A 23194-nucleotide genomic window follows, 5' to 3' on the forward strand; every position below is an offset into this window, starting at 1 on the left:
TCAGCTCTGAGGCTTAGGCGTTATGTTCGAACCAGCTTTCAAGTTGCTCTAAGCAATAGGCAGGATCACTTTGCGCTAAGCTCACCTTAAGTGCCGGTTGCATTGGCAGTAATTCTAACCAGCGCCCGGCCAGCCAAGCGCCATCATCCAGTTTAGGCTCTGGGTATAATTCCGCTAACAGCGGGTATTCGTCTAAGAGCGCCGCAAAGGATTGCGCAAAGCCATGCTGAGCTGCCGGCAGCAGTGTATCAGCCCAATCTGCTTGTGCTTCTACTTCGGCGATGTGCAAATTATCACTCTCTTGCCAACGGTGGCAGATATGATAACGACTTACGCCACGCAAGGTGATGCCTAAGAGACCATCTGGCAATGCTTCAAAATCTTCTATTTTCACCTTACAGACTAGTGGCAATATCCGATCAGGGTGTTGTTGACTGACGAATGGATTTAACGTGGCCATTGCAAAATCACGTTTTTCACTTAGCGATTCTTTGACCAACCGGACATAGCGTGGCTCAAATACCCGCAATTTCATTCTGCCACCGGGTAACAGAAAACTGCTTAATGGAAATAGTGCCAATTGCTCGCTCATAACTACTGCATATGTTTATTCAAGATAGTGAATATTACGGACTCAATGAGCAAGCAGATTGCTCGCATAAAAAAAACTGCAAGATACTGAGGGTAAATTGCAGTTTTGCTGGATTAACGACCCGAGATTTTGCGCTCAGGATCATCTTTTAATTTGGGGATTTTTAAACCGAGTTCTTGGCCGCGATTGCGGGCAAAGTAGGTGCAGCCATAAAACATGACGCAAGATAACACTAACTCAACTGCAGACAAGGCTTGATATAAGCCGCTGCTGACCCATAAGTTGGTTAAACTGTGTAAAAAATAGATCATGACAATAAAATTAGCCCAAGCAAAGGTATATGCTTTGGCTTTGATGATGCCTATCATCGGTAACCATAACGGTAGCCACAAAAAAAGGAGTGTACTAAGCGTGCTGGGTTGCAAATTTTGATCTTCACCATAACTCACTGGGGCCAACCAAAGATGCCACAGCGGGATCAATAGCCATAAGCCCCAATAGCCAAGCCTACCCAATAACAGAAAACGTTGGGTTTGCGCAGACATGGGCACTGCAGAAGTTGCTGTCATTAACTTGTAAATCCTTTGTTTTTCAATGCAATACTAAGCTGACCTAGGCGTTTGCCAAAAGCCAAGGCTAATCGCTGTTCGTCAACCGATAACTGGGTATCATGGTTTAAACCACTCACATGGCTTGGGCCGTAAGGAGTGCCGCCACTCTGGGTTTTATGCAGCTCAGGCTCGCTGTAAGGCACGCCCATCAATACCATGCCGTGATGTAGCAAAGGTAACATCATACTGAGTAGGTTGGCTTCGTTGCCGCCATGCAAACTGCCTGAGGACGTAAAGACCCCCGCGGCTTTGTTAATTAGCTCGCCTTTAAGCCAACAACTGCTGGTGGAATCCCAAAAAGCTTTTGCTTCAGCGGCCATATTACCAAAACGTACTGGGCTACCAAAGGCTAAACCATCACATTCTCGTAACTCTGCTAATTCAGCGACGGGGTGCTTAGGCACGCTGGTTTTATCAAAACCAGCGATACAGCGAACCTTTGCTTCGGCACCGGCTTGTTGGATGCCGCTAGCGATTTTCTCAGCCAAAGCGGCGACTGAGCCATGACGTGAGTAATAGAGGACTAAAACACTGCAAGTCATGCTAACAACGCTTCAATATTAGCTAACGGCCGGCCAATCGCCGCTTGCTCACCTTTAACTACGATAGGGCGCTCCATTAAACGGGGATGCGCAACTACGGCCTCGATAATCTGCTGTTCGCTGAGCGACGGATCTGCCAAGTTCAAACTTTGATATTCTGGCTCTTTACTGCGTAAAATCTGCCGTGCAGGTAATTTTAACTTCGACAATAAATCAACGATAGCTGGGTAATCGAGTGGCGTTTTTAAGTATTCAACAACTTGATACGATTGGCCGCTATCGGCCAGAAGCGCTAGGGCGTCACGGCTTTTTGAGCAACGTGGGTTATGGTAAATAATCATAATAGGTCCTAATCGTCAGTTACATGCGTTGCAAGCGCTCAAATTCAGCTTGCAGTTGACGTTTTTTGGCTTCAATTCGCCGGTTTTCTAAACGGGCATCGGGTTTAAGACTGTTCAACGCTTCATTCAAATCATCGATGGCTTTTGGATAATTAGCCAATTGATAAAACAGATCCGAGCGTGTTTCATAATATTTGGCGAAGTCTTCTTGTGCTTTATAAGCTTCTGACAGCAAATCATAGGCTAAGATATTATCGTCTTTGTAATACAATAAGTTACGTAGCAAATGTACGGCTAAACCGTAGTTAGCTGATTTCACAGCCACATTAGCATAGTTTAGCGTTACCACTTGGTTGTTCGGCCGCAGTAAATAGGCTTGTTGTAAAAATTCTTTTGCTTGTTCGTATTTCTTTTCAGCTATCAAGATATCTGTATAAACATCAAGGTAATACAGGTTGTACGGATCTTGTTTTAGTAAGTCTTCTATAAGAACTAGGGCTTCTTCATAGTTTTTGTTATCCAGCTTGGCAATGGCTAAACCGTAATGATTCGCGCGGGTATTGCCACCGGGTTCAGTTAGCATACGTTCGAAGATGATTAACGCGTCTTTGGTGCTGTAATGATAACGGGCTAAAATGCGCGATTTAGTTAAAGTGAAATCTTGGCTATCCGGCACAAAACGTTGTGGAAACTGTTGAGCTCGTAAGCGGGTGTCGCTGACTCGAGCTTGCGAAAGAGGATGCGTTTGTAAAAAGGCTAATTGCTGATTAACAAACCGGCTTTGTTGACTTAATCGGCTGAAAAATATCGGTACGGCATTAGGATCAAAACCCGCTTCGGCCAGGATAGTCATCCCTATACGATCGGCTTCTTGCTCGTTACTGCGGGTAAAGTTAATGGCACTTTGCTGTGCCGCGCCTTGCGAGGCGGCCATCGCAGCCATGCCCGCTTCAGGGTTGATGGTCGCTAAAATAATCGAACCCAACAAACTGGCAATGGTGAGAGGCGAGCGTTGGTTTTGCGCTTCGACAAAACGGGCGATATGTCGTTGTGTCACGTGGGCAACTTCATGCGCGATCACCGACGCAAACTCACTTTCACTTTCAGAGACCGCTAAAGTACCCGTATGAGAAACGATATTGCCGCCTAAAGAGGCAAAAGCATTAATCTCTTGGTTATTGACCCAATAAAATTTAAAGGGAAATTTTACATCATTCGAGCGAGCGACTAAACGATTACCCAGTGCATTAAGGTACTCATCGAGTAAAGGATCGTACACCATGGGTAAACGAGCACGGGTTTGTCGGATCAGTACATCACCGATTTGTTTTTCTTTTTCAGGCGTTAAAGTTGAAAAAGCGTTGCCGCCGATATCGGGCAGGGTGTTTAAAGCCATAGCGGATGGCGTCTGCAAACTTAATGTGAGCAGAGAGAGCAAAATTGTCTTTCTTACTGCAAAGCGTATCATAAATCACTGACCTGTTTGATGCTGCAAATTAAGCTACATTTCTGCTGGTTTGGCTCTGTTAAACGCTGTAAGTTCAGTAAAGTTTAACGAAGCGTCACTGATTGTAGCTTTTTAAAACAATCAGTAAGCTAACGGCTCAATACGGCACTAATTTACCACATTCAGCACCCTGTCTAACAGTGAGTCGTTACTTTTATGCTGATGTTGGTATACTGCAAAATCGTTTACATTTACGCGAGACATCACATGCTAGACTGGTTGCAAAAATGGTACAAAAACAAATTCTCTGATCCGCAGGTTGTTACGCTGTTTTTGATGCTGCTGACCGGTTTTTTTGCCATTTATTGGCTCAGTGGTATGTTAGCGCCTGTGTTGGTCGCCATTGTATTTGCCTACTTATTAGAATGGCCTGTTGCACGTCTAACGCGCTTTGGTTTTAATCGAACAATCAGTACCAGCGTGGTGGTGCTTGGTTTTATGAGCATTTTGATCCTGCTGTTGATGTGGGTGGTACCGATTGCTTGGTATCAGGGCCGAAACTTATTACGCGATTTGCCACAAATGATTGCACTCGGTCGCACTTACTTACTCGAATTACCTGAACTGTTACCCGGCATGGTCGGCGAAGATCAGATTTTATTGCTGATGCAATCAGTTGATGAGCGAGTCATGACGTTTGGTCGCACCGTGCTGTCGTTATCACTGGGATCTATTGTGGATTTAGTCGCGCTGCTGATTTATCTGGTATTAGTACCTGTCATGGTTTTCTTTATGCTAAAAGATAAAACCGAGCTGTCTAATGGCTTTGTGCAGTTTTTACCCGATGAACGCAAATTAATTACTCAAGTTTGGCACGAAATGAACGTGCAGATCATGAATTATATTCGGGGCAAAGTGCTAGAAATTGTCATTGTTGGTACAGTGAGTTACGCGGTATTTTCGTTATTTGGGTTAAATTATGCGATGTTATTGGGCTTACTGGTCGGTTTCTCGGTACTTATCCCCTACATTGGGGCGGCCTTAGTAACGCTGCCGGTGGCCACGGTAGGCTTGTTTCAGTTGGGTTTAACACCTGAATTCGGTTACTTAATGTTGGCGTATGGCATTATTCAAGCCTTAGATGGTAATGTATTGGTGCCGCTGTTATTTTCAGAAGTGGTCGACTTAAACCCCGTTTACATCATCATTGCGGTATTGTTTTTCGGAGGGTTATTTGGTTTCTGGGGGATTTTCTTCGCCATACCTTTAGCTTCACTGGTAAAAGCAACAGCGAAAGCGTGGTCAACGAGAGTTCATCCCGCTGACCTTGCAGATTAATATTACCAGCGATAATTTAGGTTCACACCCGCACTAAAATAGCGTCCAGGTGCGGGTTCAAAAGCGCGGCCATTACTTTGATTAACCACCACCGCACCCACATTTTTCCGATCGGTCAAGTTGTTCACTTTTAGCCAATAACGCACTTGCCACTTTGCTAACAACTGCTCGCTGCTGATAGCGGCATCAAAAGTAACGGCGCTTGGCGCAAAATCACTATTCTCATCATCGGTTGCAATTTTACTACGATAGCTGCTGATCCATTCTAAATACAATGGCAGCGCTAATCGGGGTTGATAGCGTAATTGCGAATAAGCATCTGTTTTTGCTACGCCGGGTAAGCGTTTTCCCGATAGTGCTGTAGACGCAAAGGTCGCATCAAGTAGAGTTAAGCTAAAATCGTGTTGCAAATGCGCGGATAACTCGGTGCGCATTGCCAGCTCAATACCATCTCGCGCAGTATCACCGGCATTACGATAACTGGTGCGGCCGTTATTGCTACTGTCAACCAACAATTCATCGCTGCTGCGGATACTGAACACACTTAAACTCATGCTGCTTGAAGCATCTTGGTACTTTACACCTGTTTCCCACTGTCGATTTTTACTGGCCTGTAAGCCTAAATTTAAGCCACTGCCTTCAGTTTTATAGGCAAGCTCGCTTAATGTGGGGGCTTCAAAACCCTGACCTGTGCTCATAAACCAAGCCCAGTTGGCGGCAAACTGATAATTCATACCGATGGCGCCAGCATGTTGGTAATAATTGCGCTCACCACTGTCATCTGGATTTGCGCCTTGGATAAAATTATCGCGAATAGCATAGTACAGTTCGGTGTAGCGTAAGCCCCCATTAAAGCTCAATTTATCGGTCGGTTGATAATTGACACGCCAGTAAAGATCCCGGTTTTCGGCGAGATTGGTTTCGTCGCGTCGCAAGTCACCCCGCTGTCCGAATTGATTGACATAACCCTGGCGAGCATCATCACTTTTTGCAAAAGCTGCGCCAACAAGAGTACTCAGCTCAGGGTGCAGCTGCCATTGCTTTTGTGCATTAGCGCCTTGGAAATCGCGGTCTAGTGCGATGACACCGCCTGATGAGGTGATGGCAGAGCCGGTGAAGGCTAAGTTTTGCGCCACTTCACGATTACCTTGCCAAATAGCAACTTGCCAAGGATGCTGACCACTGTGCGCTAAGGCGAGGCTGGCTTGATGTTGTTGGGTGCTTTTAGTGGTATCAAACAAACTGGCTTGAGCCGCTGTTTGCTCAGGATCTTCTCGCCATTGCTCTGCGGATAAACTCAGCGGATCTTGCAGCAGGGGATCATTCGAGCCATCAATACGCAGGCGCAGAGTCAGCTCGTCTGTTAATAAGCTTTGCCAACCAAATTGAATTTGTTGCTTACGCGCGCTGGAACGCTCTCGAAAGCCCTCTGTTTCAAAGTGTTTAGCGGCTAACTGCCAACTATTATTTAATGAGCGTTGGCTAATTTGCAGTTGGTATTGCTGATGCATAGAACTTAACGCGAGATCACTGCTCACCCCACTGGGTTGTTGCTCATTAGTGTATAACGAAATCACGCCACCGGCGCCATTGCCATACAATACGGCCATCGGGCCACGTAATACTTCGGCATAAGCAATGTTATCGAGTAAAACGCTGGAAAGTTGGCCTTGGCCATCGGGTGCCGAGATGGGTATACCGTCTTGTTGTAAGTAAATACCACGAATACCAAAAGCGCTGCGGCTACCAAAACCACGTAAACTGAGCCGTGTGTCTTGCGCAAAATTGGCACGACTATCAACTTGCAAGCCGGGGATCCCTTGCAAGAGCTCCGCGCTATCGATTAACAGACCGTGTTCATTGCGCCTGGCAATATCGATACTCGCAGGCGTACTGAGCCAAGATTGTTGTTGCTGACTGGCTGTAACCACAATAATTTCTGTGGGTTCAGCCGCGAATGCCGAGTAGGGCAACAAGCTGGTGGCAACAAGGCCACCGGCTAGTGTAAATCGAGGAAGTATTGACATGTTTAATTGGCAGCTTTTAATCGAAGAATTTGGCCATTAATTTGATCGGTCAGCAGATACACTGCACCATCAGGGCCTTGGCGAACATCACGGATCCGCTGGCCAATCATAATACGTTCTTCATGACTGACTTTTTCACCGTTGAGTTCTAAGCGCACGAGTTGACCAAATTTCAGTGATCCAACCAATAAGCTGTCTTTCCACCCAGGAATGGCGTCAGATAAGTAGAAGCTCATACCGCTGGGTGCAATGGATGGCACCCAATAATGCATTGGCTGCTCTAAGCCGGCTTTTTTGGTTTGACCAATATTGCCGCCGCCATATTCTTCACCATAAGTAATCATCGGCCAGCCATAATTAAGTGTGGCACGAGTGACGTTAATTTCATCACCGCCTTGCGGGCCGTGTTCATGCGTCCACAGTTCACCCGTTGCAGGATGCAGAGCTGCACCTTGAATATTACGATGACCATAAGACCAAATATCATCTAAGACTGCAGCATCTTTCACATAAGGGTTATCGGTAGGTACGCTTCCATCTAAATGTAAGCGGATCACTTTACCGTGATGGTTATCTAAGGTCTGTGCATCATCGCGGCGCTGCCCTCGATCGCCCAACGTGATAAATAAGTAATTATTATCTTGGATCACTAAGCGCCCGCCAAAGTGATGGCGGCTTTCAAATTTAGGATTAGCACTAAACACAATTTTTAAATCGCTGATTGCTGTGTCGCTTAAAGTTGCCAGGGCGACTGCTGTACTGCTGCCATTTTCGCCAGGCTGATTAAAACTGAAATAGAACTGCTTATTCGATGCGAAATCGGGGTGTAACACCACATCGAGTAACCCCCCTTGACCGTTGACAACGATGTCGGGTAAGCCCTGTAACGGTGCGCTAAGGCTACCGTCTGTATTGACTAAACGCAGCTTGCCAGCGCGTTCTGTTACTAACATCCGACCATCGGGTAAAAATGCTAGGCCCCAAGGGTGCTCTAAGCCTTCGGCCACTTTTTCAATAGACAAGACTGATTTTTCTGATTGTATGGTTTGTGCATTCACAACAGGTGAGGCAAACAATAGGGCCGAAGCCAAGGCAGAAAATGATATTAATTTATTCATCGGGTGCTCCAAATAGGGAAAAAGCTAGGCGTAATCGCTGGATATGATGCTAGCAGTTCTGCCGTTATTTAGTATAACGACAGGCTAAAATGCGAGTCTGGCAAGATGAATGCTAGCCTTTTAAGTAGCTGAGTACGACTTCGTGGTGATCTTTGGTTTTAAATTTATCGAAGACTTTTGCAATGCTACCGTCTTGATTGATAAGAAAGCTTAAACGATGCAAACCATCGTATTCTTTACCCATGAATTTTTTCAAGCCCCAAACGCCAAAAGCTTCTGCAACCTGATGGTCTTCATCGCCAAGCAAGGTAAAATTCAATTGATCGCGTTCAGCGAATTTTGCTAAGCGTGTCGGTGCGTCAGTGCTAATGCCTACCACTTTAACGCCTAACTGTTCAAGTTCAGCCATGCTGTCACGCAGCGCACAGGCTTGCACAGTGCAACCTGGCGTCATGGCTTTTGGGTAAAAGTAAACAAGTACGCGCTGCTGTTTAAGCAAAGCACTAAGATTGACGGGCTGTTGTTGTTGATCGGGCAACGTAAAATCAGGGGCAATTTGTCCGGCGGTTAGTGTTTGCATAGCGTTTCCTTATTGTTGTGCTTGAAAAGTACCTTGTAAGCCGAGTTGTTGCATCAAGGCAAAGAGTTCTACAGAAATGTGTTCAGCATCAATTCCTTCCGCTAACTCCAGCGTCATTTGCGTATGCATCATTACGCCGTTTGCGCTGGGGCTGGTAGCCGATTGCAAAGAGCCAATGTAAATATTGTGACTAGCTAACAATCCTGTGATAGCACCAAGCGTACCGACTTTGTCTGGGCCCGCATAGTCCAGTACATAATGCGACACAACCTGAGTTTGCGATTGGCCACTAGTACGTTTACTCATCGTGGTTAGATCAAGTTCTAATCCTAGCGCTGGTAACAGGTGCTCAATACGGCTGATGGCCGGTAAATCGCCAGAAAGCAGCATAATAAAGGTGAATTCACTGCCGAAAATAGCCATACGGCTATCAATAATGTTGCAATTACATTCGGTCACCAAGCGGGCTAGCTTACTGACGATGCCGGTGCGATCCGGGCCTATCGCGGTAACCACAAGTTGAAGAGGCATAGCACTTCCTATAAAGGTCTAAAAACAGCAGTTTTTTTGCCAACATGATACGGCGCGCAGTTTAGCATATTGCAAATGAATGTCATCTGCCCTTACGCATCAGCAATCAGGGTGAAAGCTTGCTTGTGTTTACTGGCTGCTGTCTTTAACATAGGCGCCCTTAATACAAAATGTGGAGCCACAGTAGCATGTTCAAAGGTAGTATCGTTGCCCTGGTGACGCCGATGACCGATGAGGGTCAGGTTGATTATGAGAGCTTAGCGCAATTAGTGGCTTTTCACTTGGCGCAAGGTAGTGCCGGTCTGGTGATAATGGGCACTACAGCAGAAGCTGCTACCTTAACCATGGCAGAACAACATGCAGTGATGGCTAAGGTATGCGAGCAAGTGGCGGGGAAGATCCCGGTCATTGCGGGTAATGGTGCAATGTCGACCAGTGAAACCATTGCTAAAACGCAATTTTTTGCTGATCTGCCCATTGATGGCTATCTAACAGTGACACCGTTTTACAATAAGCCAATGCAAAAAGGCATGCTGGCGCATTTTACTTCGGTAGCGGCGGCAACTGACAAGCCGATCATTTTATACAACGTGCCGGGTAGAACGGGCGTTGATTTACTACCGGAAACGGTAGCAGCATTAGCGAAAGTTAACAATATCGTCGGTATAAAAGAAGCGACCGGTTCACTTGCTCGTTTAGCCGAGCTTAAAGCGTTATGTCCTGCTGATTTTTTACTGTTAAGTGGCGACGATGCGAGCTTTGCACAGTTTATGTTAGCGGGGGGGCACGGTGTCATCTCGGTGTCAGCTAATGTCGTTCCTGCGGCCATGAGCCAAGTGTGTCAGGCTGCTTTTGCCGGACAAAATGCAGCAGCCTTAGCCATGGATGCAAAGCTTCAAGCGCTTCACCAAGATTTATTTATCGAATCCAATCCAATTCCAACAAAGTGGGCATTAAAGCGCATGGGCTTAATCAAGTCCGATTTTTTGCGCTTACCGTTAACCCAGTTGGAACCAATTCATGAAAAACGAATCGAACAGGCATTACAAAAAGCCGGAATTTTAGAGCAGGAGTAGTTTAGGTGCAAAAGTGGGCAAATGGTATTATCGCTGTCAGCGTCTTAGTAAGTGGCTGTTCAGTTTTTGACAAAACACCAACAGAAAGCACTGAGCTGAAGAAAGTTAACCTGCAGATCCCCGCAGGTATGGCCACACCCAATCAGCCAGCAATCTATGATATTCCAGCCAATCAGCCGGTGCAAACCGACTCAAAAGAGCAAATCAGTAAGCGTTCTCCTACCTTAGTTCTTGCCACTGCAACCAGCAGTCGCTTAGAGGAAGAAGAAAAACTTGCTCGGGTATGGTTTGAACGTAATGACTTAACCGGTGAGTTAACGCCTTTTGTGACTGAGCAATTGCAGGCGTTTTTTCAACAGCAAGCCATTGAATTAAAGCAAACTGACGATGCCGGCTTACGGTATGAAACGGGTTGGATCAAGCGCTCTGAGACTTCTGGCTTTCTGTTTTGGAAATCTGAAGATGCTGTGGACCAAGTACGTTTTCAAATTGAGTTAGCACCTCGGCCGCATGGTCGCAGTTTAAGTATGACGGTGACCTTGTTAGAGCATCAGTATTTTGTGCCAGGTGAACAGCTCAATGCGGTTCAAATTAAAGCCAACGAAGTGAATTTACTTAACCGAGTGATTAATCAAGTGGCTGTAACCGAGGTCGCCAAGGCCCGTGATTTACGTGCACAAGTGGCGGAAGTCTCTTTGGCTCCCGGTATCGACAAAGCCGGCAATGCCGCTTTAATCACTGAACAGCCGTTAGATGTAACATGGTCACAGTTAGAGTTATTATTTAATGATTTAAATTTATCGGTAACAGATTTTGACCGTTCTGTTTATACCTATTATTTGAATTACACCAAACCCGAACGAGGTTTTTGGCGCACCGTTACGTTACGTGATGCCCCTTTACAGTTACCCATAGAAAATGGCGATTACCGGATTGTGTTATCACGTTTAGCCAACAACCATACTGCGATTGCTTGGTTAGACAAAACAGGTGAGCCATTATCTGCTGATATTGTGAACAGTATTTACGAGCCGATGGTCACTGCCATCCGTGCAGCCGGTGCTGAGTTATAATCTACGGTAAAAAGTCATTTGCGATCAGGCCAAAGCCCTTTATACTTTGCGCCTGATTTTAGTGCCTGCCGATCGGAGTTTAAAATGGTCCAAAAGACAACTGAGCTGTACCGTGGAAAAGCCAAAACAGTGTATAACACCACAGATAATTCGCTGCTCGTGTTACACTTTCGTAATGATACCTCTGCTTTTGATGGTGAGCGTATTGAACAGCTTGATCGTAAAGGCATGATCAACAACAAATTTAACTTTTTCATTATGCAAAAGTTGCAAGAAGCCGGTATTCCAACGCAAGTTGAGAAATTGCTCAGCGATGATGAAGTGCTGGTGAAAAAGTTAAACATGATCCCGGTAGAGTGCGTTATTCGTAATTATGCTGCTGGATCATTGGTGCGTCGTCTTGGTGTTACCGAGGGGATGGCTTTAACGCCTGCCACCTTTGAATTGTTCTTAAAAAATGATGCGTTACACGATCCGATGGTGAATGAATCGTTAGCAGTGTCTTTTGGCTGGGCAACAGCTGAGCAATTAGCGGAAATGAAGCGTCTGACATTTAAAGCGAATGAAGTATTAAATGCTTTGTTTGACGCAGCCGGGATGTTGTTAGTTGACTTCAAATTAGAATTTGGTGTTTTTAACGGCCAAGTGGTGTTAGGTGATGAATTCTCACCGGATGGCTGCCGTTTATGGGATAAAGCAACCCGCAAAAAACTGGATAAAGATCGCTTCCGTCAAGGTTTAGGTGGCGTGGTAGAAGCTTATGAAGAAGTGGCCAATCGTTTAGGTGTTCATTTAGGCTAATCGTTTGCTTGTTTTAGTGAAGCCACCTGCGGGTGGCTTTGTTATAATAAGGCGTAATCACGCGAGCAGCGCAAAGGAGAAAGCATGGTCTTGGCTAAATGGCTGGGGTTAGCATTAATATTGTTGTTTAGCAATGTACTGTGTAGCGCAGAGCGTCCGCCTTTGTATCAGGCTGAAGTGAGTGCAGAGCAAACGCAACAGCAATGGCAACGTGAAGCCTTACAGCAAGTGTTAATGCGTGTGACTGGTCGCCCAGATATTATGCAACAAGCCGAGCTTCGAAATGAGTTAGCGAATGCCGCAAGCTACGTTAAGCAGTTTGAAGCGATCCGAACCGAGCAGGGCAATAAGGTTCGTGTTGTCTTAGACAGCCAGCGTATTCAACAATTACTTAAATCTTACCAAATTCCAGTTTGGGGTGGGCAAAGACCTGAGATTTTATTTTGGATTGTTGAACAACAACAGTTGCAACGTAATTTTGTGCGCCGTGCTGATAGCGTCTGGCTAACCAGCTTAAGCAGCGCTTTGCAGCAACAAGCCTTGCCTTTTACTTTACCCTTGTATGATATCGACGACTTAATGCTGTTAACTGAAACTGATGTGTGGGCTGGGTTTTGGCAACAAATTGACGCCGCCAGCGCACGCTATCAAGCAGATGAAGTGGTGGTGTTATTACTCGAAACCACAAGCGATAACCCTGAATTACCCTGGCGTTTAACCGCGTTGCGACAGCAAGAAGGGCGCGTATTACGACATGAATATCAAGCGGCCAATGAAACCGAATTAATGCAGCAGTATGCGGCTAGCTTAGGTCAAGAACTGGCGCAACAATTCGCTATTTTACTTAACCCTGCAGCAGAGCAACATCTGGTACTGCAAGTCGGTGGTATGCAAAGTTTGGCCGAGGTGGTCAGTGTTGAGCGTAACCTAGCGAGTTTACTAGGGGTCAGCAAAGTTCAGATCGTGCAACAAAGCGCGCAATTTACTCGTTTTCAGCTAACTATCCAAATGAGTACCGAGCAATTATTGCAAAGCTTGCAGTTTGAACCGACTATTCAAAAAATCGATACCCTTGAACCTTCTTTCGGTGCCTATCCTGGGGTACCGATGCTGCAAACGGATCCTAATCCATCGGATGTGTTAGCGGTATTTCAATTTGTTAGGCGTTAAATGCAACTGACTTTAGCTGTTACTTTGCCTGAAGATGAAACCTTAGATAGTTTTTATGCCGCCGAACATAGTGCGGCAGTGAGCTTTTTAAAGCAGTATTTAGCTGATCCTACTGGGCAAGCACCGGTATATTTATTCGGTGCCAGTGGTAGCGGTAAATCGCATTTATTATATGCTGCCTGCGTGCAGGCGCATGAGCAAGGCCGCACCAGCCAGTTAGTGGCGTTGCAAGATTGTGAGCAATTAACTCCGCGGATCTTAGATAACCTTGAGCAACTCGATCTGGTTTGTTTAGACAATATTCAGGCGGTGGCGGGCGATCTCAACTGGCAGGTGGCGGTGTTTGATTTATATAATCGTCTGGTTGAGCAAGGTAAGGCACTGATTATTGTTGCTAATCAAGCACCACAACAGCTGGGGATCACCTTACCGGATTTAGTGTCACGCTTGCATGCCTGCACCAGTTTTCAGTTACGGTTGTTAAGTGATGACGACAAGCAAGGCTTATTACAACAAAAAGCTCGGCTTAAGGGCATTGAACTGCCTGCTGAGGCGGCGCGTTATTTATTAAACCACCATAATCGTGATATCCGTTCGCTGGTGGCTATTTTAGATCGACTTGATAAAGCCTCTATTGTGCATCAGCGAAAACTCACTATCCCATTCATCCGTGAAATTCTGCAACAAGCCTAAAATAATCAGAAAAATCTGCTTCTAAACGAAAAAATCTGCTGCTAAAACTGCGTGCTAGCCATTTCTGGTGTATTATTGGCGGCTTTGAATCTAGGCAATCCTGGTGACGTTGAGGACAACAATGAACCTGACAGCGATATTAAATGAGGCTCTGGCTGCGGTAGCAACCGCGAGCGATATTCCTGCTTTAGAAGAGGTTCGCGTAACCTTTATGGGCAAAAAAGGCAGTATTACCGATCTGCTGAAATCCTTAGGGGCGATGGACCCAGAGCAGCGTAAAATCGCTGGTCAACAAATAAACGAATTAAAGCAGCAAGTGCAAGACGCGCTAAATCAAAAACGTGATTTGTTACAACAAGCGCAACTTGCCGATAAGTTGGCACAAGAGCGGATTGATGTCACCTTACCCGGCCGTGCTATTGAAAGCGGTGGCTTACACCCGGTCAGTCGCACTATTGCGCGAATTGAAAGTTTTTTTGCTGAGTTAGGTTTTGAAACCAAGCATGGGCCAGAAATCGAAGACGACTTTCATAACTTTGATGCGCTGAATATTCCTGAGCACCATCCTGCCAGAGCAGATCATGACACCTTTTATTTCAATCCTAAGCTGATGTTGCGCACGCAAACCTCTGGCGTGCAAATTCGCACTATGGAAAAAGAACAACCGCCACTGCGCATTATTTCGCCAGGTCGGGTGTATCGGAATGATTATGATCAAACACACACGCCAATGTTTCATCAAGTTGAAGGCTTAATGGTCGATAAAAATGTCAACTTTGCTGAGCTAAAAGGCATTTTGCATGACTTCTTGCAAAACTTTTTTGAAGAAGACTTACAGGTTCGCTTTAGACCGTCGTTCTTCCCATTTACAGAACCTTCTGCTGAAGTGGATGTGATGGGTAAAAACGGAAAATGGTTAGAAGTACTCGGCTGTGGCATGGTGCACCCGAATGTGCTGCGCTCTGTCGGCATCGATCCTGACGTGTACAGTGGCTTTGCCTTTGGTATGGGCGTTGAGCGTTTAACGATGTTGCGTTACGGCGTAACCGATTTACGCTCATTTTTTGAAAATGATGTGCGCTTCTTAAAGCAGTTCAGATAAGCGGAGTAGAACAAGATGAAATTTAGCGAATCCTGGTTACGTGAATGGGTTAGCCCTAAGCTGGATACTCAAGCTTTATCTGAACAATTATCCATGGCCGGTTTAGAAGTCGATGGTATTGCTGCGGTGGCCGGTGAGTTTAGTGGCGTAGTCGTCGGTGAAGTCGTGGCTTGTGAGCAACATCCTGATGCTGATAAATTGCAAATTACCAAAGTGTCTATTGGTTCTGCGGAGTTATTAGACATTGTTTGTGGCGCAAAGAATTGCCGTTTAGGGCTAAAAGTTGCGGTAGCTACCGTGGGTGCGGTATTACCGGGTAATTTTCAAATTAAAAAAGCCAAATTGCGTGGACAGCCTTCACACGGTATGTTGTGTTCATTCTCAGAATTAGGCATGGCAGATGACTCTGACGGTATTATGGAATTACCAACAGATGCGCCAGTGGGCACTGATCTTCGCCAATATTTAGCTTTAGACGATGTGACTATCGAAGTTGATTTAACGCCAAACCGTGCTGACTGTTTAGGGATTAAAGGCTTAGCGCGTGAAGTGGCCGCGTTAAATAAACTTGAGGTTTGCCAGCCTGAATTTACGCCAGTTGCTGCGACCATCGATGAACAAAAAGCCATCAACCTTAAAGCCCCGAGTGCCTGCCCACGCTATTTAGGTCGTGTCATTCGCAACGTTAATGTGCAAGCGCCCAGCCCATTATGGCTAACTGAAAAATTACGGCGCTGCGGTGTTCGTAGTATCGATGCCATTGTTGATGTTACCAACTATGTTTTATTAGAACTGGGGCATCCAATGCATGCCTTTGATTTAGCAAAAATCAACGGTGATATTCAAGTACGAATGGCCACAGCCGGCGAAAAACTGGTGTTATTAGATGGCGAAGAAGTGACTTTGCAGGCTGATACCTTATTAATCGCCGATGCGGATAAAGCGTTAGCGATGGCAGGTATTTTTGGTGGTTTAGACAGTGGTGTTACAAAAAACACTACGGATATTTTCCTAGAAAGTGCGTTTTTTGCCCCTTTAGCCATTGCCGGTAAAGCGCGTCAGTATGGTTTACACACGGATGCCTCGCATCGTTATGAGCGCGGTGTTGATCCTCAATTACAACGTACCGCCATGGAACGAGCTACCGCCTTGTTGTTGCAAATAGTCGGCGGTGAAGCAGGCCCGATCACCGAAGCGGTTGCTGCAGACTGTTTACCGGTAAAAGCACCTATCGTGTTGACTGAGCAAAAGTTAAAACGCATTGTTGGTCATGATATTGCACGCAGCGAAGTGACTGATATTTTTCAACGCCTAGGCTTAGGTGTCACAGATTCCGCAGAAGGTTGGCAAGTGACGGTGCCAGGTTATCGTTTTGATATCAGCATCGCCGAAGATTTGATTGAAGAAGTGGCTCGGGTGTATGGTTATAACAATATCCCAAACCAAGCGCCCATCGCAGCCTTAAAAATGCGCCGTTTTAATGAAGCCAGTTTAAGTGTGTCGCAAATGCGTCAGGTGTTGGTGGATCGTGGTTATCAAGAAGCGATTACTTACAGCTTTGTTGACCCTAAAGTGCAGCAAGCTTTGTTTGCCGATCAGCCTGCCTTAGTGTTACCGAATCCGATTTCGGCAGATATGTCAGCCATGCGTTTAAATAGCTGGCCAGGCTTATTACAAGCGGTGCAATACAATCAAAATCGTCAGCATAATCGGTTACGTCTATTTGAATATGGCCTAAAATTTATTCCTGATGCTGCTGCCGAAAACGGTGTACGTCAAGTACCGGTGATCGGCGGCGTGGTCGTGGGCTCTTATGCCAATGAGCATTGGACGATCGCAGAGCGTCCGGCTGATTTTTACGATGTGAAAGGTGATGTTGAAGCCCTGTTGGCCTTATTGTCAGCGTCAGCTCGTGTACATTTTGCTGCGGCAGAGCACAGTGCACTTCATCCTGGGCAAACTGCAGCTGTGTATGTTGATGGCGAGGTAGTGGGCTATTTAGGTGCTTTGCATCCCGAAGCTGAACGTAAGTTAGGTATTAAAGGTAAAGCTTTCTTGTTTGAGCTTGAAGTGGCCGCTTTAGGCCTTCGTCAAATAGTGCAAGCGCAAGATTTATCAAAATACCCGGCAAATCGCCGAGATTTAGCGGTTGTTGTTAGATCAGATGTGCATTTTGCTGATATTGTTGCTAGTATAAAAAAAGTTGGCGTAAATCAGTTAGTTGACCTAAAATTATTTGACGTATACACCGGTCAGGGCGTTGCGGAAGGGTTTAAGTCATTAGCGATTGCTCTGACCTTACAGGATAAAGCGCGTACGCTTGAGGATAAAACTATCCAAGAGGTTATAAATCAAGTGGTTAGCGTGCTTAAAAATGATTTCGACGCAACGTTGAGGGAATAAAGATGGCGCTTACCAAAGCTGATTTAGCAGAACGTTTGTTTACCAAGTTTGGCGTAAGTAAACGCGATGCCAAACTAATAGTGGAAGCTTTTTTTGAAGAGATCCGTGCTGCGCTAGAGTCTGGTGAGCAGGTTAAGTTATCGGGTTTTGGTAATTTTGATTTGCGCACTAAAAACGAGCGACCAGGCCGAAATCCAAAAACAGGTGAAGATATTCCCATTTCTGCTCGCTGTGTAGTCACTTTTCGGCCAGGCCAGAAACTGAGATCACGGGTAGAAAGCGGTACCAGTAAAGGTTAGATAAACATTAAACCTTAAAACGGCAGTTACAAAGTAACTGCCGTTTTTTTTTGATTTTTTTTAAAGGGTTGATCCGAATGAATAGGCGTACTGTAAAGAAGAGTGTTCACTACTGAGCAAAATGCTGACAGCAGTAACGTCAGGATCAGTGCTGCCGTGCTTTCTATTGGTAGGATCCTTAAATAATCGTGTTTAGGCAATTTAGGTAAACTAATTGCTGGAATTATTTTGACGTGCAAGCACGTCTAATTTGGATACAAAGCCTTATGAAAACACCCTCTGTCCATTTAGTCTGGTTTCGACATGATTTACGTTGTCATGACAACGAAGCATTGCATGCGGCCTTTAACGCGGCGGCGGCAGACAACGGTGTTGTTATCGCTGTGTTTATTGCTACCGCTAAAAGCTGGCAACAACACCATATGGCCGCTATACGTCAAGATTTATTGCGCCGTCGTGTCAAAGCATTAGAGAGCGAGCTGGCAGATTTAAATATTCCGTTAGTGATGGTGGAAGGTGTGGACTATGCTAGTTGCGCTAAGACGATTGCTGCCTTTATTCCTAAAGGGCTGGTGGCTTTGTATGCACAGCGTGAGTACGAAGTGCGTGAGCAGCAACGCGATGAACAGGTTAGCGCACTATTACAACAGCAGCAGATTGATTGTCATTGGTTCGACAGGCTTTGCATTATGCCCCCTGGCTCAGTGTTAACCCAGCAGGGGGATGTCTATAAAGTTTTTACACCATTCAAACGTAATTGGTTAGCAAAATATGCTGAACAAGGTGTGCATTGCTTTGCTAAGCCAAAGCCACAAGCGCGAACCTTTACTGACTTACCAACTTTTACCGTGATGCAAGAGGGGGATAACAGTTCATCGGCGTGGCCAGTGGCAGAGGCAGAAGTACTGCAGCAGATGCGCCTATTTTGTCAGCAAAAGGTGCAAGATTACACTTTGCAACGTGACTTACCAGCCGTGGATGGCACGTCACAGGTTTCACCTTACTTGGCGATCGGCGTGCTGTCAGCACAACAATGCGTCGCTCGCTTGCAATTAGAAGCCGGAGCTTCAATTTGGCAAGAGAAAAGTGGTGCTGCAGTCTGGTTATCTGAACTGATTTGGCGTGATTTTTACAAACACATCATGCTGGCATTTCCAAAATTAATTAAGCATAAAGCGTTTCAAGCGGAAACCGATCTTATTCAATGGCCGAATAACGCTGCCTTATTTGAAGCGTGGTGTCAGGGTAAAACCGGTTATCCGATTGTGGATGCTGCCATGCGGCAATTAAATCAAACGGGCTGGATGCATAATCGTTTACGTATGATCACGGCCAGTTTTTTAGTCAAAGATTTGCATATAGATTGGCGCTGGGGCGAGCAATACTTTATGTCGAGGCTCATTGATGGTGATTTTGCGGCGAACAATGGCGGCTGGCAGTGGGCCGCATCAACCGGTACAGATGCAGCACCGTATTTCCGTATTTTTAATCCAGTAACACAAAGCCAACGTTTTGATGCCAATGGTGACTTTATCCGTAAATTTATTCCTGAATTGGCGGCTAAATCGGCTAAAGACATTCATTGGCCGCATAAACCGATTACGCCTAAAGGTTATGCTGCTCCTGTGGTTGCACATGATCAAGTTCGAAAAATTACCTTAGCGCTGTTTTCAGCAGTAAAAAATCAGGAGAACCAGCATGCTTGAACCGCGCCTACAGGCCTTTTTAGATTATTTTAATCAGATCTCAGGGCAACATACTATTGCACCAACAGCGCTCTATCATAAAGACGTCTGTTTTATTGATCCGGTGCAACAAATTCAAGGCGCAACTGCGTTACAAGTATACTTGAATCATGGTTATCAACGGTTGAACTATGCACGCTTTATGCCGGTATCTGGTTCTTGTTCGGGTGATGTCGGTTTTTTAAGTTGGGTGATGACGTACAGCCATCCTGCCATCGCTAAGGGTAAAGAAATTAGTGTTAAGGGCTGTTCAGAATTACGTTGGCAAGGTGAGCAAATTATCTATCATCGTGATTATTATGATATGACCGAAATGGTTTATCAGCAGATCCCAGTATTAGGTTGGTTAACCAGCCAAGTTAAACGTAAAATGGCTGCGGGTTAACCCGCTGTTTAAGCAGGCGTTTAGCCTGCCATTATAAGGAAAGTTATGCGCATAGCAGTAATAGGCGGCGGAATTTCTGGCATGTTAAGCTGGTATCTGTTGCAACATAAATATGATGTTACTTTGTTAGAAGCAAATGATTATCTTGGCGGTCACACTGCCACTGTTGATGTTGAAGTGCAAGGCAAGCACTATGCCATTGATACCGGTTTTATTGTTTTCAATAACTGGACCTATCCCATCTTCAATAAATTTATTGCTGAGCTTGCTGTACCTGCGTTACCAACAGAGATGAGCTTTTCAGTCAAAAATACACAAAACAATCTGGAATATAATGGCAACACTTTAACCAGCTTGTTTGCACAAAAACGTAATGTGTTTCGACCGTCTTTTTGGTTAATGTTGCGGCAAATCGTGCGTTTTAACAAATTGGGTAAGCAACTGGTTGCTGAAGATGATGCCGATCTGGATTTAGAATTGGGCGTGTTTTTAGACAAACATGGCTTTGGCCAAGGCATTCGTGATAATTATTTAATGCCGATGGGCGCAGCAATCTGGTCAGCCGGTTTAACCGATATGCCAAAATTTCCGGTGCGTTTTTTCCTTCGCTTTTTTAATAACCACGGTTTGTTAAATATTAATGATCGGCCACAATGGTCAGTGATAAAAGGAGGGTCTAAGCGCTACGTGGAGGCACTGTTACAAAAGGTCGATGCTGCTAAATTACGCTTAAAGCAAAACATCAGTGGCGTGTCGCGCGATGCTATGGGTGCAACCATTCATTTTGCCGATGGCACAACCGAGCAATTTGATAAAGTGATCTTTGCTTGTCACAGCGATCAAGCGCTGGCTTTATTAACAGATGCCACAGCACAAGAGCGGGAGATTTTGGGGGGAATTGCTTATCAACAAAACGAAGTTGTGCTGCATACCGACACGAATTTACTGCCGGTTCGCCAAGCGGCTTGGGCGTCTTGGAACTACAATCTTGATAGCCAGCAAAGTAATCAAGCGACACTGACTTATAATATGAATATTTTACAGCGCTTAGAAGCCCCCGTGACTTTTTGCGTGACGTTAAACAACAGCGCCAGTATCGCCAAAGATAAGGTATTAGGGGTTTATCACTATGCACATCCCGTGTATAACCATAGTACTATCGCCAGCCAGCAGCGGCGTCACGAGATCAATGGTGTGAATAATAGTTTCTTTTGTGGTGCCTATTGGTATAACGGTTTTCATGAAGACGGCGCTCGTAGTGCTGTCGATGTTGCCGCCTTATTAGGTGTAGATTACTGATGCAAGCAGGCCATGCGGTATATTGTGGTCGGGTAGGGCATAAGCGCTTTCTACCCAAGGTGCATGGCTTTAGCTATCCTTATGCGGCTTATTGGCTGGATTGCAGCCAGCTAAACCAAGCTAGTTTATCTGCTGTAGGCATCGGTTTTGAGCGGTTTGCTGCGATTAGTTTTCGACGTAAAGATTTTCTCGAGGGTGATAGCGACTTGGGGCAAGCTGTTCGCGCCAAAGTACAGCAGTTAGGCGGTAATGTGGCGATTAACCAGGTTTTCTTGGTATCGCCATTGGCAGGCTGGGGCGTCTATTTTAGCCCACTTAATTTATACTATTGTTACGATGAAAGCGGTCGTTGCTGTTATTTGCTCGCGGAGGTCAGTAATACGCCTTGGAACGAACGGCATTACTATTTGCAGCAATTGCAAGAAAACGCCAAGTTCTATGAACATGACAAAGTGTTTCATGTTTCACCGTTTAATCCATTGGATATGCAATATCGATGGCAAATTCCCCAGCCTAGCGAGCAATTGTTTTGCAGTATTACGAATATCAAGCAAGCCCAAGCGGTGTTTAGTGCGTGGTTTACCCTACGACGCTTTGAGCTGACAGCCGCAGTACGCCGTAAGATATTGATCCGTCAGCCATGGCAAAGCGTACAGATCATGACTCGAATTTATTGGCAGGCTTTAAAACTAGTGTTTAAAAGGATGCCTATCTATGGCCATCCTAAATCCAGAGGAACTGATGTATGAGTTTGTCGCTTAGTGAAAAAGCGGTGTTTGACAATCTTGGTTGGTTTGACCGGTTATGTCGTAAATTTACTTTGAATTTCCTCAGCCAATTACGTCACGGTGCCATTACGGTGATTGAAGCAGGGGTAGAACAACAATTTGGTGAAACGGGTGCTGAGTTACACGCCACGATAACAGTGGTTGATCCTGCCTTTTACCAAAAACTGGTGTTAGCTGGCTCGGTTGGTGGCGGTGAAGCTTATATTCATGGCCATTGGCGCTGCGACAACTTAACTGCCCTAGTACAAATTTTTGCCCGTAATTTAGCTGTGCTCGATAAGATGGACTCTACTTGGGCACGTTTGAGCCGTCCAGTATTAAAGCTGCTAAATTACCGCAATCGTAATACGGTCAGTCAGTCTAAACGCAACATTTCTGCGCATTATGACTTAGGCAACGCGATGTATAAGCTGTTCTTAGATCCTAGCATGATGTATTCCAGTGCGGTTTATCCCTCTGTTGATAGCAGTTTAGCCGAAGCGCAGCAGCATAAGTTGCAACAAATTTGTGAGCGTCTGCAATTACAAGCCAGTGATCATGTGATTGAGATTGGTACTGGTTGGGGCAGTATGGCTATTTATGCTGCACAGCATTATGGTTGTAAAGTGACTACCACCACGATTTCACAACAGCAATTTGATTACACCCAAGACCGTATAAAAGCATTAGGTTTAGAGGGACAAATTACCCTGTTGTTTAAAGATTATCGCGAGCTTGAGGGTAGCTACGATAAGCTGGTGTCTATTGAGATGATTGAAGCGGTAGGCGATGATTTTCTCGATAATTACTTTGCCAAGTGCAGCAGCTTATTAAAACCTGATGGCATTATGGTATTGCAGGCAATTACCATGGTCGATCATCGTTATGATCAATATGTTCGTGAAGTTGACTTTATTAAACGCTATATTTTTCCGGGCGGTTGTTTACCGTCCATTAGCCGGATGGCTACTGCGGTTGCGGAGCATACAGACTTAGTGATACGTCAGGTTCAGGATATCGGTTTTGACTACGCTCGTACGCTAAAAGATTGGTGTGATAATTTTATGGCACAGCGAGATGCGGTGCATAAATTAAATTATGACGATAATTTTATTCGGTTATGGCATTTTTATCTGTGCTATTGCGAAGGCGGCTTTCGTGAGCGGGCCACCAGCGCGGTGCATTTAGTTTGCACTAAACCAAATAACCGCAGCGTGATTTGAGCCAAATTTGGCTAAGAATAAAACCGGTCTG

The 23194-nt window shown here is 45.4% G+C and carries 23 protein-coding genes; 14 read left to right on the plus strand and 9 right to left on the minus strand.

Features of this window, described 5'->3' with window-relative positions:
- Window positions 1–13: 13 nt before the first annotated feature.
- The 5 genes from ACUJFK_RS09525 to ACUJFK_RS09545 all read right to left on the minus strand — a co-directional run bounded on the left by ACUJFK_RS09525 (window position 14) and on the right by ACUJFK_RS09545 (window position 3482).
- The gene (locus ACUJFK_RS09525; protein WP_226751544.1) at window positions 14–592 is read right to left on the minus strand and encodes an LON peptidase substrate-binding domain-containing protein; all 579 of its coding nucleotides are present in this window, start codon (window positions 590–592) and stop codon (window positions 14–16) included.
- 113 nt (window positions 593–705) lie between these two features.
- The gene (locus ACUJFK_RS09530; protein ID WP_226751545.1) at window positions 706–1161 is read right to left on the minus strand and encodes a DUF2069 domain-containing protein; all 456 of its coding nucleotides are present in this window, start codon (window positions 1159–1161) and stop codon (window positions 706–708) included.
- Window positions 1161–1745: an NAD(P)H:quinone oxidoreductase gene (gene wrbA / locus ACUJFK_RS09535; RefSeq protein WP_226751546.1), complete on the minus strand. Its 585-nt coding sequence runs from the start codon at window positions 1743–1745 to the stop codon at window positions 1161–1163. Before wrbA ends, ACUJFK_RS09530 begins: the two co-directional genes overlap by 1 nt.
- On the minus strand, window positions 1742–2086 hold the full coding sequence (gene arsC / locus ACUJFK_RS09540) for an arsenate reductase (glutaredoxin) (RefSeq protein ID WP_306176540.1): 345 nt from the start codon (window positions 2084–2086) through the stop codon (window positions 1742–1744). Before arsC ends, wrbA begins: the two co-directional genes overlap by 4 nt.
- A 19-nt stretch (window positions 2087–2105) precedes the next feature.
- Window positions 2106–3482: a M48 family metalloprotease gene (locus ACUJFK_RS09545; protein WP_306176539.1), complete on the minus strand. Its 1377-nt coding sequence runs from the start codon at window positions 3480–3482 to the stop codon at window positions 2106–2108.
- 318 nt (window positions 3483–3800) lie between these two features.
- Here ACUJFK_RS09545 and ACUJFK_RS09550 point away from each other — a divergent pair, with 318 nt between their 5' ends.
- Window positions 3801–4871 carry an AI-2E family transporter gene (locus tag ACUJFK_RS09550; RefSeq protein WP_445424692.1) on the plus strand — a complete coding sequence of 357 codons (1071 nt, stop codon included), beginning with the start codon at window positions 3801–3803 and terminating at the stop codon, window positions 4869–4871.
- Between the two features lie 2 nt (window positions 4872–4873).
- On the opposite strand, the gene ACUJFK_RS09555 is transcribed toward ACUJFK_RS09550, so the two are convergent.
- From ACUJFK_RS09555 to ACUJFK_RS09570, 4 genes are all read right to left on the minus strand, one after another.
- The gene (locus tag ACUJFK_RS09555) at window positions 4874–6898 is read right to left on the minus strand and encodes a TonB-dependent receptor family protein (protein ID WP_445424693.1); all 2025 of its coding nucleotides are present in this window, start codon (window positions 6896–6898) and stop codon (window positions 4874–4876) included.
- 2 nt (window positions 6899–6900) lie between these two features.
- The gene (locus ACUJFK_RS09560; protein ID WP_306176536.1) at window positions 6901–8016 is read right to left on the minus strand and encodes a PQQ-dependent sugar dehydrogenase; all 1116 of its coding nucleotides are present in this window, start codon (window positions 8014–8016) and stop codon (window positions 6901–6903) included.
- Window positions 8017–8128: 112 nt separating this feature from the next.
- Complete coding sequence (gene bcp, locus ACUJFK_RS09565; RefSeq protein ID WP_445424694.1) at window positions 8129–8596, minus strand: thioredoxin-dependent thiol peroxidase; 468 nt, start codon at window positions 8594–8596, stop codon at window positions 8129–8131.
- Window positions 8597–8605: 9 nt separating this feature from the next.
- Window positions 8606–9127 (minus strand): glycine cleavage system protein R, encoded by a 522-nt coding sequence (locus tag ACUJFK_RS09570; RefSeq protein WP_229585957.1) that lies wholly within the window; start codon window positions 9125–9127, stop codon window positions 8606–8608.
- Between the two features lie 188 nt (window positions 9128–9315).
- Between ACUJFK_RS09570 and dapA the strand changes: the two genes are divergently transcribed.
- From dapA to ACUJFK_RS09635, 13 genes are all read left to right on the plus strand, one after another.
- The gene (gene dapA, locus ACUJFK_RS09575; RefSeq protein WP_226751554.1) at window positions 9316–10203 is read left to right on the plus strand and encodes a 4-hydroxy-tetrahydrodipicolinate synthase; all 888 of its coding nucleotides are present in this window, start codon (window positions 9316–9318) and stop codon (window positions 10201–10203) included.
- A 5-nt stretch (window positions 10204–10208) separates the two neighbouring features.
- Entirely contained in the window at window positions 10209–11276 is a 1068-nt protein-coding gene (bamC, locus tag ACUJFK_RS09580) for an outer membrane protein assembly factor BamC (protein WP_445424695.1), read from the plus strand.
- Between the two features lie 84 nt (window positions 11277–11360).
- Window positions 11361–12077 (plus strand): phosphoribosylaminoimidazolesuccinocarboxamide synthase, encoded by a 717-nt coding sequence (gene purC / locus ACUJFK_RS09585; RefSeq protein ID WP_306176532.1) that lies wholly within the window; start codon window positions 11361–11363, stop codon window positions 12075–12077.
- 84 nt (window positions 12078–12161) lie between these two features.
- Window positions 12162–13247, plus strand: a complete 1086-nt coding sequence (locus tag ACUJFK_RS09590) for a DUF2066 domain-containing protein (RefSeq protein WP_226751557.1) — start codon at window positions 12162–12164, stop codon at window positions 13245–13247.
- On the plus strand, window positions 13248–13940 hold the full coding sequence (hda, locus tag ACUJFK_RS09595) for a DnaA regulatory inactivator Hda (protein ID WP_226751558.1): 693 nt from the start codon (window positions 13248–13250) through the stop codon (window positions 13938–13940).
- Window positions 13941–14061: 121 nt separating this feature from the next.
- The gene (pheS, locus tag ACUJFK_RS09600) at window positions 14062–15042 is read left to right on the plus strand and encodes a phenylalanine--tRNA ligase subunit alpha (protein ID WP_445424696.1); all 981 of its coding nucleotides are present in this window, start codon (window positions 14062–14064) and stop codon (window positions 15040–15042) included.
- Between the two features lie 15 nt (window positions 15043–15057).
- Window positions 15058–17445 carry a phenylalanine--tRNA ligase subunit beta gene (gene pheT / locus ACUJFK_RS09605; protein WP_445424697.1) on the plus strand — a complete coding sequence of 796 codons (2388 nt, stop codon included), beginning with the start codon at window positions 15058–15060 and terminating at the stop codon, window positions 17443–17445.
- 2 nt (window positions 17446–17447) lie between these two features.
- On the plus strand, window positions 17448–17744 hold the full coding sequence (locus ACUJFK_RS09610; RefSeq protein ID WP_445424698.1) for an integration host factor subunit alpha: 297 nt from the start codon (window positions 17448–17450) through the stop codon (window positions 17742–17744).
- A 266-nt stretch (window positions 17745–18010) separates the two neighbouring features.
- Window positions 18011–19450: a deoxyribodipyrimidine photo-lyase gene (gene phrB / locus ACUJFK_RS09615; RefSeq protein ID WP_445424699.1), complete on the plus strand. Its 1440-nt coding sequence runs from the start codon at window positions 18011–18013 to the stop codon at window positions 19448–19450.
- A complete protein-coding gene (locus tag ACUJFK_RS09620; protein WP_226751563.1) occupies window positions 19443–19874 on the plus strand; it encodes a nuclear transport factor 2 family protein in 432 nt (143 codons plus the stop codon). The genes phrB and ACUJFK_RS09620 overlap by 8 nt, the downstream gene beginning before the upstream one ends.
- A gap of 45 nt (window positions 19875–19919) precedes the next feature.
- A complete protein-coding gene (locus ACUJFK_RS09625; protein ID WP_445424700.1) occupies window positions 19920–21173 on the plus strand; it encodes an NAD(P)/FAD-dependent oxidoreductase in 1254 nt (417 codons plus the stop codon).
- Window positions 21173–21922, plus strand: coding sequence for a DUF1365 domain-containing protein (locus tag ACUJFK_RS09630; protein ID WP_226751565.1), 750 nt, complete (start codon window positions 21173–21175; stop codon window positions 21920–21922). The genes ACUJFK_RS09625 and ACUJFK_RS09630 overlap by 1 nt, the downstream gene beginning before the upstream one ends.
- Window positions 21919–23163, plus strand: coding sequence for an SAM-dependent methyltransferase (locus ACUJFK_RS09635; protein ID WP_306176527.1), 1245 nt, complete (start codon window positions 21919–21921; stop codon window positions 23161–23163). The genes ACUJFK_RS09630 and ACUJFK_RS09635 overlap by 4 nt, the downstream gene beginning before the upstream one ends.
- The last annotated feature ends 31 nt before the right edge of the window (window positions 23164–23194 follow it).

This window comes from Alishewanella sp. HL-SH06, assembly GCF_052656265.1.

Bases quoted from the DNA above. Each gene is read 5' to 3' on its own strand.
- ACUJFK_RS09525 (WP_226751544.1), bottom strand. From the start codon at position 592: ATGAGCGAGCAATTGGCACTATTTCCATTAAGCAGTTTTCTGTTACCC.
- ACUJFK_RS09530 (WP_226751545.1), bottom strand. From the start codon at position 1,161: ATGACAGCAACTTCTGCAGTGCCCATGTCTGCGCAAACCCAACGTTTT.
- wrbA (WP_226751546.1), bottom strand. From the start codon at position 1,745: ATGACTTGCAGTGTTTTAGTCCTCTATTACTCACGTCATGGCTCAGTC.
- arsC (WP_306176540.1), bottom strand. From the start codon at position 2,086: ATGATTATTTACCATAACCCACGTTGCTCAAAAAGCCGTGACGCCCTA.
- ACUJFK_RS09545 (WP_306176539.1), bottom strand. From the start codon at position 3,482: ATGGCTTTAAACACCCTGCCCGATATCGGCGGCAACGCTTTTTCAACT.
- ACUJFK_RS09550 (WP_445424692.1), top strand. From the start codon at position 3,801: ATGCTAGACTGGTTGCAAAAATGGTACAAAAACAAATTCTCTGATCCG.
- ACUJFK_RS09555 (WP_445424693.1), bottom strand. From the start codon at position 6,898: ATGTCAATACTTCCTCGATTTACACTAGCCGGTGGCCTTGTTGCCACC.
- ACUJFK_RS09560 (WP_306176536.1), bottom strand. From the start codon at position 8,016: ATGAATAAATTAATATCATTTTCTGCCTTGGCTTCGGCCCTATTGTTT.
- bcp (WP_445424694.1), bottom strand. From the start codon at position 8,596: ATGCAAACACTAACCGCCGGACAAATTGCCCCTGATTTTACGTTGCCC.
- ACUJFK_RS09570 (WP_229585957.1), bottom strand. From the start codon at position 9,127: ATGCCTCTTCAACTTGTGGTTACCGCGATAGGCCCGGATCGCACCGGC.
- dapA (WP_226751554.1), top strand. From the start codon at position 9,316: ATGTTCAAAGGTAGTATCGTTGCCCTGGTGACGCCGATGACCGATGAG.
- purC (WP_306176532.1), top strand. From the start codon at position 11,361: ATGGTCCAAAAGACAACTGAGCTGTACCGTGGAAAAGCCAAAACAGTG.
- ACUJFK_RS09590 (WP_226751557.1), top strand. From the start codon at position 12,162: ATGGTCTTGGCTAAATGGCTGGGGTTAGCATTAATATTGTTGTTTAGC.
- hda (WP_226751558.1), top strand. From the start codon at position 13,248: ATGCAACTGACTTTAGCTGTTACTTTGCCTGAAGATGAAACCTTAGAT.
- pheS (WP_445424696.1), top strand. From the start codon at position 14,062: ATGAACCTGACAGCGATATTAAATGAGGCTCTGGCTGCGGTAGCAACC.
- pheT (WP_445424697.1), top strand. From the start codon at position 15,058: ATGAAATTTAGCGAATCCTGGTTACGTGAATGGGTTAGCCCTAAGCTG.
- ACUJFK_RS09610 (WP_445424698.1), top strand. From the start codon at position 17,448: ATGGCGCTTACCAAAGCTGATTTAGCAGAACGTTTGTTTACCAAGTTT.
- phrB (WP_445424699.1), top strand. From the start codon at position 18,011: ATGAAAACACCCTCTGTCCATTTAGTCTGGTTTCGACATGATTTACGT.
- ACUJFK_RS09620 (WP_226751563.1), top strand. From the start codon at position 19,443: ATGCTTGAACCGCGCCTACAGGCCTTTTTAGATTATTTTAATCAGATC.
- ACUJFK_RS09625 (WP_445424700.1), top strand. From the start codon at position 19,920: ATGCGCATAGCAGTAATAGGCGGCGGAATTTCTGGCATGTTAAGCTGG.
- ACUJFK_RS09630 (WP_226751565.1), top strand. From the start codon at position 21,173: ATGCAAGCAGGCCATGCGGTATATTGTGGTCGGGTAGGGCATAAGCGC.
- ACUJFK_RS09635 (WP_306176527.1), top strand. From the start codon at position 21,919: ATGAGTTTGTCGCTTAGTGAAAAAGCGGTGTTTGACAATCTTGGTTGG.